The sequence below is a fragment of the Thermococcus coalescens genome, from assembly GCF_055392585.1.
On the sequence record NZ_AP043764.1, the window covers coordinates 1492848 to 1504790 of the forward strand.

Here is an 11943-nt window from a genome sequence, read left to right on the forward strand (position 1 = left end):
GAGCAGGATTCTCTTCAATCCCATCTAAACACTGATAGAAGTGACTGCCGTGGGAAGGCCGACGTTTGCCATTTCCAGTATCCTTGAGCGCTCGCGTTCCCTTTTTCTCTGGACTACAACTATCGAAATAATCATTTCAACGCGGTCTTCGCTGATCTTAATCTCCGCATGGAGCCTCTTAATTCTCCTGAGCAGGTGTTTGTCTAACCCAAACTTTCTGGAGGCCCCAAGTATCTCAAATCCGATGACGTCCAGCTTATCCCCCTCCGAAAGCCGGCCAAAGTCCAGAATAACATCATCCCCGAGCATGACGGAGTGCTCATACTCCCCCCCCGGCGCCACCACAAAGAGTGAATCGACAAGGGGGTCATAATCCACAGGCCTGAACTCACTCTTCTCCCCCATATTCTTTCACCTTCGTTCTCCTTTTGGACGGCTGTGGAAATACCGTCACCACAGTTAATTTTAGTTTGCTCTTAACATGCCTCGCATCTACTATTATTATCAGGTCCTTATCCTCGGTATATTCATAATACAGCTTAAACCTTCCCTCGGGCGCTTGCTGGATCACGCCTCTGAGTCCCTGGGGGTTATAAAGCAGCTCTTTCACCAAACCTTTTGGTATTCCCCTAACCTGGAGGCGATATCCACAGTGGGGAGTAACTGTGACATCTGAGATGCTTTTGGACCTCAACATGGCCACGAACTTGGTGAAATCCATGTCCCTTCGGATATTATACTCAGACCAGGCATTTAAATATTACGTTTCTGGAATTCTCGGCATGAATGGGACATTTACTGACCTCCTCCCCGCCCTGAAGGGGAGGATTTCAAAAGAAAAATATAAAAACGATCTGGAAAATTAAAAAATTAACAGTTTTTTGGTCCTTAAGGTGCGGCGCGAAGTGCCAGGATAAAGAAATGGGTTCAAGGGGCGAAGCCTCTTTACCCAAAATTAACTTTTTATATAAGCTGTCTCGCTCGTTGAGTTGTGTTTTTTGAATCCTACTGGAGGATATATTCCGCATCTCCCCACAGATCAATGAATGCCGTACTTATGGGCTATGTTCTGGACTGCCCCTGCAAGTGGATTCTCCGCAATAAGGTACTTCCCGCGCTTTTTGCTGTGCTCGACCATCCCTGAGAGAACGAGGTTCTTCAATATGCGGGAAAGACTCCTGTCGCTAATCCCTTCCCTGCGGAGCACTTCTCCAGCAATTTCTTTCCGTGTCAGTCCAAATCTCGATTGAGCTAACACCCAGAGTGTAGTTATATAAGCTTTTGTGCTGTAGATGTTGAGAAATGCCTCCAGATCCTGTTCCCAAACACCAACGGCATAATTTGAAGCTTCTATAAGAGCTTCATCATGTTCCCTACCCCTGACTCTTTGCCTGCCGTAGTATGCCAGAAAGCCGGGCACGTTTGAGAGCTCTTCTGCGGCTTCTTCAAGTTCAGTGCTGGTGTAAGACACTTTTGCCTCGCGTAGCCCCTTTTTGAGATAACCTGTGCTTTCTTCAGGTGCCCAGCGGGGTATGTGAATCTTCTCAACGTATCTGCCGAACATCGGCTGCGAGGCAGAGGGACTGAGTATTCTCTCAAGCAGACCCGGCATCGAGCCCGTCATTATCACGATCGTGTTGTCCATCGTGTTGCTTATTAACTGGAGGAGGCCGGGCATGTTGATACCTCTGATGAAGGGCATTACTTGGGCCTCATCTATCACCACGATGAGATCATCGTATTTGGCGTTCAGCTCCCTGAGGAGGTTGATCAGGGCGTTTTGGAACTGCACTCCATTTTCGGATTTAACATCAAGCCGCACAAGACCCAGACTGAGTTGGGCGTGGTACGAGAGTTCTTTTACATCAATGTTCATCATTGCAGGGGTCAGCTCGGTGTAGCTGATCCCCTGCCTGCCCATAAAGGGGGAGAGGTCATAGTATATGTACCGATACTTGTACTTATTCAAAAAAACTCTAATGATGCTCGTCTTGCCGACCCTCCTTGGGCCGAGAATTGCCGTGAAAGTTTTCTCCTCAACATTCTTCTTCAGCTGTTTAAGGGCTTCTCTATGCCTTTTTCCGTAAAGGTTTTTCTCATCGGTTATCGGTCGAATTTGAAACATTCATGGACACCCCATTCCATATAGAAGCCCCTTCCATATTTAAGTCTTTCCTTTACCTCCTCCAGCAGTTCTTCAATGGCTCTCGTATATATTCCTTCTCCCAGGGCGTCTGCAATCACCTGCTCGATTATTGCCAGCCGGTACTCCCTCCCGTTCCTCGTATAGCTAAAGATATCCTCATCGTAAGAGTAGAACCTGATTGGGTGTCCCTCTCTTCTGAGTCCAATCCGCTTTAACCTGTCCAAATCCTCTTTTCTGATGTAGGCCGTCCCAAAGCTCGGCTCCAAAACCTTCCCCAGAACCCACAATGCTGACGTTCCAGAGAACACCACAAAATCCCTAACTTTTTTGGCCTTACTTTATAAGTGATTCCCCTAACAACCCGGAATATTTTCCTCTTTTCCGCCCCCAGGCATAGAGGAGGGCTTTTTTGTCAGCAAGCCATATTTCTCCTGTCTCCAAAATTATCGCGCCATTACTTTCCAGTGACCTGAGGATTCTGTAAAGGTAAGGTCTGTTAACCTTAAACCTGGCCAAAAGCTCTTTAACGGAAACCTCTCCTTTAACTGCCAGCTCCCTCAGTATTTTCTCCTTCAATATTGGAGCTCTCATGTTATATCTTTTGTATGTCATGCTTTGTAAAAGTTTAGAATACAAAGGATACGCCAAAACGGATCCGGCAAAGACAAAGGGCCTGGTTCGCCTCGCTCATTTAATTCACCCGCTCATTTCTTTTAAATATCCCCTGAGGTGGATAAGTCCTTTTACGGCTCCAATCTGTTGCATTAAAAGGTCAACACGATGTATTATCCTCGGAACTAAGCTCCTGAGTGATTCATCCTTAGAGAGCTGGTTTTCAAGCTCATGAATGATTATCTCATAATCCAGCCCGGTTTCAACAAGTGCAATCAGATCCTCAAGGTCCCTCACTCTTTCCATTGAAGTTACGCTTTTAAACAAGAAGATGTCCTCTTTTGAAACCAGGTGTATCCTGAAAAGCTCGTGTGAGGAAAACTCTCCAGGAACTTCAGCCCTCGAAACCATCCCCTCCGACAGATACAGCTTGTTGAGAACTCTCTTCACAAAAACATCGAGACTGAACCCATGTAAGGGATGCACATACCTGGCACTCATGCCCAAGTCATAATCCCACCGTGAGCGGTACTGCCTCACATAGACGGGCAATTTTGGCAATGGAGTTTCCAGAAGGCCCTGCAAAAGGGAAAACTGTTTCTTGCTTAACATTACAACGTCAACGTCCTTCGTCGCACTCTTGAGTCCTCTGAGGGCCAAATTCCCGCCACCGATTAGGTAAACTTCCAGGGGTTCAAGGTTAAGTAGCCTCGCCTTCTCCTCCAGCAGATGAAATTCGGATATTATCTTTTCTCTGGTTACCCCACCCACTTCCCTTCACCGAAGTACATTTTGAAGATTTCCCTCACTTCATCCATAGGAGGATAGGGGTATCTTTTAACCTCTTTACCCTCAAGATATCCCAGCAGTTCGCTCACGCTAACGCCGTATTTCCTGCCAAGATTAAAAAGCTTCTTTTGGTTTATTCTACCTTTATACGCCAGCAGCAGGACGAGTGAATACAAAATTGTTCTTGGGCTGAAATCAATAAGCAGCGCATGCACAATAACCTCTTCCAAAGAAAGTCTCTTTGCTTTTTCAGAATAATAATAGTGGTGCCGCCCGGTTCCAATAATATCCACTCTAAAATCGCTGAACCGTTCAAGCCCGGTTAGGTGGAAGTTTCCAACATCCCTCCCTTTGTGCTCCCCCGTCGACAGAATAAATTCCCCAACTCCGCTCCATATCAGGGCAGAATCCTCAGAGAATTTCCTCGCTTTGATGGAGTTTTGTAATTCGTAGAATTCCACGGCAAAGCCGTGGAACAGTTCATATCTCTCCATCAGGAAGTACCCTCCATCTTTTTTCCCGATAAGCCCATAGTCCGAAAGCTTATCAATTACATAATAGAGGGTACTCCTTGAAAGGTTGCTCGTTATACAGAGCTCATGGGCACTTAACGGAGTGCGCTTGAGAACCGCGAGAAGTGCGAGATTCCTTCCGCTCAGGATCTCATCGAGAGGCATGTGGCCAAACCTGGAGGTCAATTTTCTAAAAAGCTCCGCGGGCTTTGCCTCACTCAGCGAGATTATCTTATATTTTCCTCTTTTTTCTGTCCTTACAAGGCCTTTTCTTTCAAGAGATGCAACGAGAGTAGAGGTTCGGCAAATGGATAAGCCCAGCGCATTAGCTAACTCGGTTATGGTTTTCTCACCGTTGAGCTTCAGAAGTATTCTGACTTCAATTTTTGATAGCATGGCTCTTCACTGTCCAAAAATTAGAAAGTATTATATATAACACTTTTGGTTTTCTGGACAGATTTTTGCTGGCTTTGCCCATGGGGTTCACCTTGAACTGTGATACCTTTATGAGCCCTTTATGATGCCTTTGAGACCTTTAACACGTAATAGGTGCCCCTTCCCGTAACTCCAATTCTCTCTAAAATTTCTTTCTTAACAAGATCGTCCAGTTCCCGGGAAGCCGTTGGCTTTGAAACTCCAAACAGCTCTTGGTATTCTTTATTCCCTATCCTCCCCTTCTCCCTCACGTAGAGCACGGCTTTAATCTGTCTGTCATTTAAACCCAGCTTTCTCAGGTAGTCCTCGCGTATAGATGTCTTCCCCAAAAGAACCACAAAGCCTCCAGCCTCTTCCTTAAACTCGGGCTCTGGCAGGCTGTCTTGAACGCCCCGAATGTGTTTCTTTGTTTTTAAATCACCAACTCAGTCAAAAAGCAGAAAAAGAAGGGCAAAATCTATAATATAAGGCAGGAAGTAGTTTACATCTCATCTAAGATTGAATTTAGAGAATGGGTTTATCCACTCAAAATGGACTCAAAGAGATCACCGCACTAATTCCACAGGAAAAGAAACCCGAGCGACTGGTGATGGAATGAAAACATTAGTGATCTCAGTTGATAGAAGCAAAGAAAAAAGGACAATCTATGCCTTGGTTGTGGTTAATTATGGTAATCTGATGGAGCTTAGAGAGAAGGGTAGTTGGCTTAAACATATAGCTGAGCTTAGGAAGCAGGAAAAGAGAAACTATATTTCAAAATTTCCACAAAGGTTTGCCCTCATCAAACCGCTCTTAGAATACGTATGGGTAACTCCCTATTTTGATGACCTGTACAATCAAATGAGCAAGTTTGAAAATAATGCCAGGCTCTTAATAATTGACGATGTAGTGTTATCAAAGAAACTTCGAGACTATCAAGATAGAAAGAACGTTTTTAAAGAAAGTATTGCCAAGAAAAGGAGGGAATTCCGTCACATTGTTCTTCTAACTGACAACATTGCATATATTAGCCGTGAGATTTACGAGAAAACTCCAAACTTAACAGCTCTCAAAAAGGAGCTCCGCAGAAAGGGAATATTATAAAGGAGACAGCAATCATGAGCCCTTCTCACGGTGCATCCCCGGCTTCATGAGGGTCCGCCGAGGCCACCACTCAAAGGGCCCGAGCCCGATCATTCTCACAGACTCGACAGTATATATGCACCCATCCTTTATAAAGTTTGCACCCACTTTATCTGGATTGTCAGGTTATAACCCTTCCCAGCACGATGGGAAAAACAACTCTCCCCCTCTTGCAATATTCTACAGCGCCTGGTTGCCCTGTTCATGGGCTTTTCACCTTTTTGCATCTTTTGCATCATTATTGCTTCATTTTTGCATCATTTGAATCACGTATTTTATTCCCGTTTGCCCTTTCCAACCTCACCAAAAACCCCATCTTAAGAGGCCCGCTTAAATCTCTCGTAGCCGTTATATTTTTCTCTTGGAAACCTCACCCTGTGGGTGGTGTAGTTACGGACGATAATGTTCAAATATGAAATGGCCCCACCTACCAGTAAGGGGTGTCCCTACAATTCTGTTCAGCCGGGTGAAAAAGTCCAAGGGATGAAATGTTCAATCGTGAGTATGAGTTTTAACAAAATCACCCCAGCCATAACCGGTGGAGTGCCGCTAATAGTGGTTACATTTTTCTTCTGAAAGCCTCACCCTTTAGAGCGGGGATGAGGTCAGCGCATAACAACTCCCTCATTCAAAAACTCTGGTCTCAATATCTTTCAAGTCGTAAACCAGGGCGTCTAATTTCTCTTTCCCCTTGATCGACTTCGCCACTAAAACCAGGTGCTTCTTCCTCATGTCTTTCACTGCACTTGCTTTTTCGCCAAGCTTTTCCAGTTCCTTTTTGGCCTCTCCAAAGCTTAGGTCTTCCCACTTAACTTCAAAGAAAGCAATGTCCTCCTTTCCTAAAGCCACAGCGTCGATTTCAAACGAATCTTTTCCTTTTTCTTTCCCTTTGAACTTGCCCCAGAGCTTTCCGGTCTTTATCACATTAAACGGGACAAAGTTTTGAGCGAGGCTTTCGACCAAGACTTCAAATTTTTTGCCAGTGTAAGAGTTAAACTCATTCTTATCAAACCTCAGTCCCCCCCTATCAAGCTTGGCGTAGTTCCTCCATACGAAGCGGAACCAAAAATCTACCAGGTTTTGGCTGATGTAGTATCTGTTCTTTCCCCTATCGAAGACGTCCTTCCTCTTGACCACCAGCTCGTATTCCTTCTCAAGGGCCGAGAGGTATTTGGTGAGGCTGGTGCTTTTTGTTGACAAGTATGAAGAGATTTCACCGAGTGTATTCTTGCCCTCGCTTATTGCCTGAAGGATGCTGAAGTAGGTCTTGTACTCCTTCCCGAGCTCCTCTTTGAGCATCATAATGACCTCGCTGAACATCGGATACGGCTCCTCAAAGAACATAACCTCTATGAATTCCTGAACCGGAACCCCAAAGCGCTCAAGGGTTTCATAATACTTCGGCAGGCCCCCAAAAACCGACCACAGGGTTATCGCGTCTTCGAAGCTGTATCCCAGATCCCTTGTTATTTCAGAGGTTGTCCTGAAATCCAGCTCTTTAAGCTTTATAACGTAGTCGAATCTTCCATAGAGGGGGCTTTTATAATCCTCCACGAGCTTTTTGGACATGCTTATTAACGAGCCCGTAACGATGACTTTTGAATCCCTGTATTTATCCAAGAGCCTCTGGAGATCGTAGATGAAGGATGAATTCACTTTCAGCGCATTTTGGAGCTCGTCTATAAAGATAACTTCGTTTTCCCTCATCAGAAACTCCACTATCTCCTTCATCGAGTTCAGCGTTGGGATGTACCTTCTTTCTCTAATCTCCTCCAACCAATCCCTGCATATCAAGGCCTCGTTCTTTTCCGCCGGGATGAAGAGAGTTATCGGGTTCAAGGCTTCCTCTACGAGCCTTGTCTTCCCGACCCTCCTTCTGCCAATTATGGCGATTCTCCTTCCCTTTTCCAATAGCCGGATTTCCCTTTCTCTATCATAGAACCTCATAATTATACCTCACAGGTATTATACCTATTGGGTATAAAAAGATTCCGATAACTCCACACAGCGCGTAGGTGCTGAGGTGGAAGAAACTGTTCAAAGCATATATTTTCTTTTTTCAGATGCCTCCTTTGAAAAGAAAATACGTGTTATCACATGCCCATGCCCTGCTTAACTAGAGCCACCCCTTCTCCGCCAGATACTCCCGCAGTCCTTCCCTCCAGTCCGGCATCCTCAGGCCAAGCGCATGAAGTTTTTTGTTTTCAAGCGCCGAGAACCCCGGCCTCCTCGCCAGCCTGTTGAGTTCGCCCGACTTTATGGGCCTCACTTCAACGTCCCGGCCCAGGATTTCAAATATCGCTCTGGTGAACTCGTACCACGAGCAGTAGCCCTCGTCCACCATGTGGTATATCCCAAACTCCGGCTTCAGCTTCAGGAACTCCTTCAGAGTCCTCGCAGCGTCCATCGTGTAGGTGGGGCTCATGAACTGGTCGTCCACTATCCCCAGCTCCTCACCTTTCCGGGCCTTCTCGATCACCCACTCGACAAAGTTCCCGCCCTTTCCGCTCGCCCCTGCCTTCCCGTAGAGGCTCGCCACCCGGATGATGTAGTACTTCCCAGAATAATTCCTCGTGAAAACCTCGCCGGCGTACTTGCTCGCCCCGTAGACGTTTATCGGGTTCGGAACGTCGTCCTCGGTGTATGGTTCTCCCTTCCCGCCGTCGAAGACGTAGTCCGTGCTGATGTAGACGTTGATCGCGCCGATTTCCTCGGCAACCCTCGCAACGTTCAGCGCGCCGATGGCGTTGACCGCGAAAGCTTTCTCCGGATAAATCTCGGCGTCATCAACCCTAACGTATGCGGCCGTGTTGATGATGACATCGGGCTTCAGCTCTTTCAGCACCTTCAGGGTCTCGGGAACGGTAACGTCTAAGTCTTTGTGGGTCAGCGAGATGACCTCAAAAGACGGGTCTTCCCCAAAGACCTTCACCAGGTCGGTTCCGAGCTGACCGCTGGCCCCGATTATCGCAACCCTCACGGGACATCACCAAGCCTGGTTATCTCCTCTGGATCACTGAGAAGAGATATCCCTTCATTCTCACAGGCATTGGCAAAATCGCTGTCAAACGAAATTAGATATTTGACGTCGTGAAACTTACAGGTTGCGAGGATGAGTGCATCATTCGGCAGCAGGCCGTATTTTATCATGTACTCAACGGCGAGGGTTTCAACAGCCCTGTTTATCTCCAGATCAAGGAAAAGTTCAAAAAGCCTTGAGAAGTCCAGGAGTTCCTCCCTCAGGTTCCTGATAATATTGGGGCTGTGTTTGAGTGTGTACGGGCGTTCGCCAGTTAACGCCCTCAGGTACACCATAAGCGCCTCACTGAACACTATGCTGTTGGAATACAGAACGTCAAACCTCTCCCTTATATCGAGAAGGTCAACATTACCCTCTAAATGCTCAATTATCACGTTGGTGTCCACAAAGGCCGTCAAAGACCCCATTCCTCTTCGACCTCTCTCAGGATTTTTTTAAGATCCATTCCCCTGAACTTTCCGTGGAGTTTCTGGACACTGTACTCTATAACAACCTCCCTCTCAACGATCCGTTTCAGCCGCTTGAGGTCAATCGTCTTCAGTATCTCGTCAGGGATGTTAAGCTCGATGGCGATTTTTCCCATATCCAACCACCGTCGGTGTATTTTTTATCATAGCGTTATAAAATGTTTTGCGATAGTAGTGTCTCAGAACACCCATCCCTTTTCGATGGCCTCCTTCAGCGTTGGCCATTTTCTGTCCTTTTCCGAGACTATGGGGTCATCCACCGGCCAGTCTATGCCTATATCCGGGTCGTTCCATATAACGCCTCCCTCGTACTCCGGAGCGTAGACATTGTCCACCTTGTAGACGACCTCGGCGGCGTCGCTCAGCACGACGAACCCGTGGGCAAAGCCCCTCGGGATGTAGAGCTGGTATCTGTTGTGCTCCGAGAGTATGACGCCGACCCACTTGCCAAATGTGGGGGAATCCCTCCTCAGATCAACAGCGACGTCGTAGATAACTCCCCTGACAGCCCGAACAATTTTGGCCTGGGCGTAGGGTTCGCGCTGGAAGTGCAGGCCCCTCAAAACGCCGTACTTGGAGCGGGAGTGGTTGTCCTGGACGAACTCCCCTTTGATTCCTGCCTTTTCGAAGTCCAACTTCTTGTAGGTCTCCATGAAGAAGCCCCTCTCGTCCTCAAAGACTCTCGGCTTTATCAGGATGACATCAGGAATATCAAGTCGCTCGAACTCAAAGGGCATATTCACCACCCCAGCTTCCACGGTGTGGGGTGAAGAACCTTCTCGTTCACCAGCGGCCTCCACCACTCCTCGTTTTCGAGGTACCATTTGACAGTCCTCTCTATGCCGTCCTCGAAGCTGTACTTGGGACGCCACTTCAAATCCCTCGTTATCTTCCAGGAGTCGAGCGAATACCTCAGATCGTGGCCAGGCCTGTCCTCCACAAACTCTATGAGCGACTCGTCCCTGCCCATTATCCTCAGGACAGTCCTGACGACCTCAACGTTGGTCTTCTCCTCGCCGGCGGAGATGTTGTAGACCTCCCTCGGTTCCCCCTTGAGCAGGACGGCCTCAATTGCCCTCACGTGGTCTTCGACGTAGAGCCAGTCCCTCACGTTCTGGCCGGTGCCGTAGATTGGAACCTTCAGCCCCATGCTGGCCCGTATGATCGTCTTCGGGATGAGCTTCTCCGGGAACTGGTATGGCCCGTAGTTGTTTGTGCAGCGCGTTATGGATGCGTTGAGCTTGTAAGTCCTCGTCCAGCCGAGGACGAGAACGTCGCTCGCCGCCTTGGTGGCGGAGTACGGCGATGAGGGCATCAGCGCGTCCTTCTCGGTGAACGAGCCACTTAGGATGTCCCCGTAGACCTCATCGGTGCTTATGTGGACGAACCTTACTTCGGGGTTTTCCTTCCGTATCGCTTCGAGAATCGTGTAGGTGCCGATGACGTTGCTCTTTAGGAAGTGCTCCGGGCTGGAGATGCTCCTGTCCACGTGGCTCTCTGCTGCGAAGTTCACAACAGCATCAACCGTTGTTATAAGCTCCTTTATCAGATCATAATTAGCTATATCCCCCTTAACAAATGTGTATCGCGGATAATCTTCTATGTCCCTCAGGTTGGCTGGATTCGAGCCGTAGCCGAGCTTGTCGAGGTTCACCACTTCCCAGTCGGGGTGCTTTTTCAAAACATAGCGGATGAAGTTGCTCCCTATGAAGCCCATTCCGCCGGTTACCAGAAGCCTCATGGTTTCACCTCACAGGATCAACCTTGAGTTGTCGCCGATGACCAGCTTCCTGCCGAAGGGGTGAGAGGTGCCGTTTATTATCTTCACTCCCCGTCCGATAAGGCTCTCAACTATCCTCCCAGCGTTCCGTATCTCACTCCCCTCAAGGATTTATCGAGTCCTCGATCTCGGTGTTCTCAATGACGACGTTGTCGCCGATGCTCGTGTAGGGGCCTATGTAGGAGTCCATTATCCTGACGTTCTTCCCGATGACCACGGGGCCCTTTATCACAGTGTCCTCGTCTATTACGGTGCCCTCGCCGATGACGACCCTCCCGTGGATGCGCGCGTTGGTGTGTATCCGGACGTCGGTTTTGATATCGTCCAGGATGAGCCTGTTGGCGTCGAGGATGTCCTCCGGCTTCCCCGTGTCCTTCCACCAGCCGGTGACCTTCGTCCATCCGACCTTGTATCCATTATCAATCAGCCACTGGATCGCGTCGGTTATCTCAAGCTCGTTCCTCCAGGAGGGCCTTATGTTCCTCACCGCCTCGTGGATGACGGGCTTGAAGAAGTAGATCCCTACCAGCGCCAGGTTGCTCGGAGGCACCCTGGGCTTCTCGACAAGCCGCCTTATGGTCTTCCCGTCCTCGCTCAGCTCCACAACGCCGAACTGCTGGGGGTTTGGAACCTCCTGGAGGAGTATGCTGGCGTCGAAGTTTCCCTCCTTGAAGTGCTTCAGGTGCTCCACTATGCCCTCCCTGAGGATGTTGTCGCCGAGGTACATGACGAAGTCATCATCTCCGAGGTAGTCCCGCGCAACTAGAATAGCGTGGGCCAGTCCCTTCGGTTCGCCCTGGTAGATGAACTCTATGTCAGCGTCCCAATCGACGCGCTTAACGGTCTCCATCACCTGATCCTTGTTCGGGCCCACGATAATCCCGATATCGTGAATACCGGCCTCGATAACGTCCTCGATGGCGTAGAACAGGACTGGCTTGTTTGCGACCGGAATCAGCTGCTTCTGCTGGGAATAGGTGAGGGGTCTCAACCTCGTACCGTGACCTCCGGAGAGTATCAATGCTTTCACGATTCTTCAC

The 11943-nt window shown here is 48.4% G+C and carries 16 protein-coding genes and 1 pseudogene; 2 read left to right on the forward strand and 15 right to left on the reverse strand.

The window, feature by feature from the left end; all coding sequences use genetic code 11:
• Positions 1-24: 24 nt before the first annotated feature.
• Positions 25-405, reverse strand: coding sequence for a DUF2283 domain-containing protein (locus ACZ5M3_RS08220; RefSeq protein WP_464839174.1), 381 nt, complete (start codon positions 403-405; stop codon positions 25-27).
• Entirely contained in the window at positions 389-721 is a 333-nt protein-coding gene (locus tag ACZ5M3_RS08225; protein WP_464839175.1) for a hypothetical protein, read from the reverse strand. The genes ACZ5M3_RS08220 and ACZ5M3_RS08225 overlap by 17 nt, the downstream gene beginning before the upstream one ends.
• Between ACZ5M3_RS08225 and ACZ5M3_RS08230 the strand changes: the two genes are divergently transcribed.
• Positions 720-866, forward strand: a complete 147-nt coding sequence (locus ACZ5M3_RS08230) for a hypothetical protein (protein WP_464839176.1) — start codon at positions 720-722, stop codon at positions 864-866. The genes ACZ5M3_RS08225 and ACZ5M3_RS08230 overlap by 2 nt on opposite strands.
• 173 nt (positions 867-1039) lie before the next feature.
• On the opposite strand, the gene ACZ5M3_RS08235 is transcribed toward ACZ5M3_RS08230, so the two are convergent.
• The 6 genes from ACZ5M3_RS08235 to ACZ5M3_RS08260 form a co-directional block, all read right to left on the reverse strand.
• On the reverse strand, positions 1040-2125 hold the full coding sequence (locus tag ACZ5M3_RS08235) for an AAA family ATPase (RefSeq protein ID WP_464839177.1): 1086 nt from the start codon (positions 2123-2125) through the stop codon (positions 1040-1042).
• Entirely contained in the window at positions 2104-2457 is a 354-nt protein-coding gene (locus ACZ5M3_RS08240; protein WP_464839178.1) for a hypothetical protein, read from the reverse strand. The genes ACZ5M3_RS08235 and ACZ5M3_RS08240 overlap by 22 nt, the downstream gene beginning before the upstream one ends.
• Before the next feature lie 22 nt (positions 2458-2479).
• Entirely contained in the window at positions 2480-2737 is a 258-nt protein-coding gene (locus ACZ5M3_RS08245; protein ID WP_464839179.1) for a MarR family transcriptional regulator, read from the reverse strand.
• A gap of 105 nt (positions 2738-2842) precedes the next feature.
• Positions 2843-3529 carry a hypothetical protein gene (locus ACZ5M3_RS08250; RefSeq protein ID WP_464839180.1) on the reverse strand — a complete coding sequence of 229 codons (687 nt, stop codon included), beginning with the start codon at positions 3527-3529 and terminating at the stop codon, positions 2843-2845.
• Positions 3517-4455, reverse strand: coding sequence for a hypothetical protein (locus ACZ5M3_RS08255; RefSeq protein WP_464839181.1), 939 nt, complete (start codon positions 4453-4455; stop codon positions 3517-3519). The genes ACZ5M3_RS08250 and ACZ5M3_RS08255 overlap by 13 nt, the downstream gene beginning before the upstream one ends.
• 119 nt (positions 4456-4574) lie before the next feature.
• Positions 4575-4754, reverse strand: a complete 180-nt coding sequence (locus tag ACZ5M3_RS08260; RefSeq protein ID WP_464839182.1) for a hypothetical protein — start codon at positions 4752-4754, stop codon at positions 4575-4577.
• Between the two features lie 334 nt (positions 4755-5088).
• Between ACZ5M3_RS08260 and ACZ5M3_RS08265 the strand changes: the two genes are divergently transcribed.
• Positions 5089-5577, forward strand: coding sequence for a hypothetical protein (locus ACZ5M3_RS08265; RefSeq protein WP_464839183.1), 489 nt, complete (start codon positions 5089-5091; stop codon positions 5575-5577).
• Positions 5578-6240: 663 nt separating this feature from the next.
• Here ACZ5M3_RS08265 and ACZ5M3_RS08270 read toward each other — a convergent pair.
• From ACZ5M3_RS08270 to ACZ5M3_RS08300, 7 genes and pseudogenes are all read right to left on the reverse strand, one after another.
• Positions 6241-7563 (reverse strand): ATP-binding protein, encoded by a 1323-nt coding sequence (locus ACZ5M3_RS08270; protein WP_464839184.1) that lies wholly within the window; start codon positions 7561-7563, stop codon positions 6241-6243.
• A gap of 169 nt (positions 7564-7732) precedes the next feature.
• A complete protein-coding gene (rfbD, locus tag ACZ5M3_RS08275; RefSeq protein WP_464839185.1) occupies positions 7733-8596 on the reverse strand; it encodes a dTDP-4-dehydrorhamnose reductase in 864 nt (287 codons plus the stop codon).
• Positions 8593-9063: a type II toxin-antitoxin system VapC family toxin gene (locus ACZ5M3_RS08280; protein ID WP_464839186.1), complete on the reverse strand. Its 471-nt coding sequence runs from the start codon at positions 9061-9063 to the stop codon at positions 8593-8595. Before ACZ5M3_RS08280 ends, rfbD begins: the two co-directional genes overlap by 4 nt.
• Positions 9051-9239 (reverse strand): hypothetical protein, encoded by a 189-nt coding sequence (locus ACZ5M3_RS08285; protein ID WP_464839187.1) that lies wholly within the window; start codon positions 9237-9239, stop codon positions 9051-9053. The genes ACZ5M3_RS08280 and ACZ5M3_RS08285 overlap by 13 nt, the downstream gene beginning before the upstream one ends.
• Before the next feature lie 63 nt (positions 9240-9302).
• The gene (gene rfbC, locus ACZ5M3_RS08290) at positions 9303-9860 is read right to left on the reverse strand and encodes a dTDP-4-dehydrorhamnose 3,5-epimerase (protein WP_464839188.1); all 558 of its coding nucleotides are present in this window, start codon (positions 9858-9860) and stop codon (positions 9303-9305) included.
• A gap of 2 nt (positions 9861-9862) precedes the next feature.
• Positions 9863-10864 carry a dTDP-glucose 4,6-dehydratase gene (rfbB, locus tag ACZ5M3_RS08295; protein WP_464839189.1) on the reverse strand — a complete coding sequence of 334 codons (1002 nt, stop codon included), beginning with the start codon at positions 10862-10864 and terminating at the stop codon, positions 9863-9865.
• A 9-nt stretch (positions 10865-10873) separates the two neighbouring features.
• Positions 10874-11933: pseudogene (locus tag ACZ5M3_RS08300) on the reverse strand (glucose-1-phosphate thymidylyltransferase).
• Positions 11934-11943 lie beyond the last annotated feature (10 nt).

Excerpts from the sequence above, each read along its gene's own strand:
- ACZ5M3_RS08285 (WP_464839187.1), bottom strand. The coding sequence starts at position 9,239 with ATGGGAAAAATCGCCATCGAGCTTAACATCCCTGACGAGATACTGAAG.
- ACZ5M3_RS08225 (WP_464839175.1), bottom strand. The coding sequence starts at position 721 with ATGGATTTCACCAAGTTCGTGGCCATGTTGAGGTCCAAAAGCATCTCA.
- ACZ5M3_RS08230 (WP_464839176.1), top strand. The coding sequence starts at position 720 with ATGTCCCTTCGGATATTATACTCAGACCAGGCATTTAAATATTACGTT.
- ACZ5M3_RS08235 (WP_464839177.1), bottom strand. The coding sequence starts at position 2,125 with ATGTTTCAAATTCGACCGATAACCGATGAGAAAAACCTTTACGGAAAA.
- ACZ5M3_RS08270 (WP_464839184.1), bottom strand. The coding sequence starts at position 7,563 with ATGAGGTTCTATGATAGAGAAAGGGAAATCCGGCTATTGGAAAAGGGA.
- rfbC (WP_464839188.1), bottom strand. The coding sequence starts at position 9,860 with ATGCCCTTTGAGTTCGAGCGACTTGATATTCCTGATGTCATCCTGATA.
- ACZ5M3_RS08265 (WP_464839183.1), top strand. The coding sequence starts at position 5,089 with ATGAAAACATTAGTGATCTCAGTTGATAGAAGCAAAGAAAAAAGGACA.
- ACZ5M3_RS08255 (WP_464839181.1), bottom strand. The coding sequence starts at position 4,455 with ATGCTATCAAAAATTGAAGTCAGAATACTTCTGAAGCTCAACGGTGAG.
- ACZ5M3_RS08245 (WP_464839179.1), bottom strand. The coding sequence starts at position 2,737 with ATGAGAGCTCCAATATTGAAGGAGAAAATACTGAGGGAGCTGGCAGTT.
- rfbB (WP_464839189.1), bottom strand. The coding sequence starts at position 10,864 with ATGAGGCTTCTGGTAACCGGCGGAATGGGCTTCATAGGGAGCAACTTC.
- ACZ5M3_RS08220 (WP_464839174.1), bottom strand. The coding sequence starts at position 405 with ATGGGGGAGAAGAGTGAGTTCAGGCCTGTGGATTATGACCCCCTTGTC.
- ACZ5M3_RS08280 (WP_464839186.1), bottom strand. The coding sequence starts at position 9,063 with ATGGGGTCTTTGACGGCCTTTGTGGACACCAACGTGATAATTGAGCAT.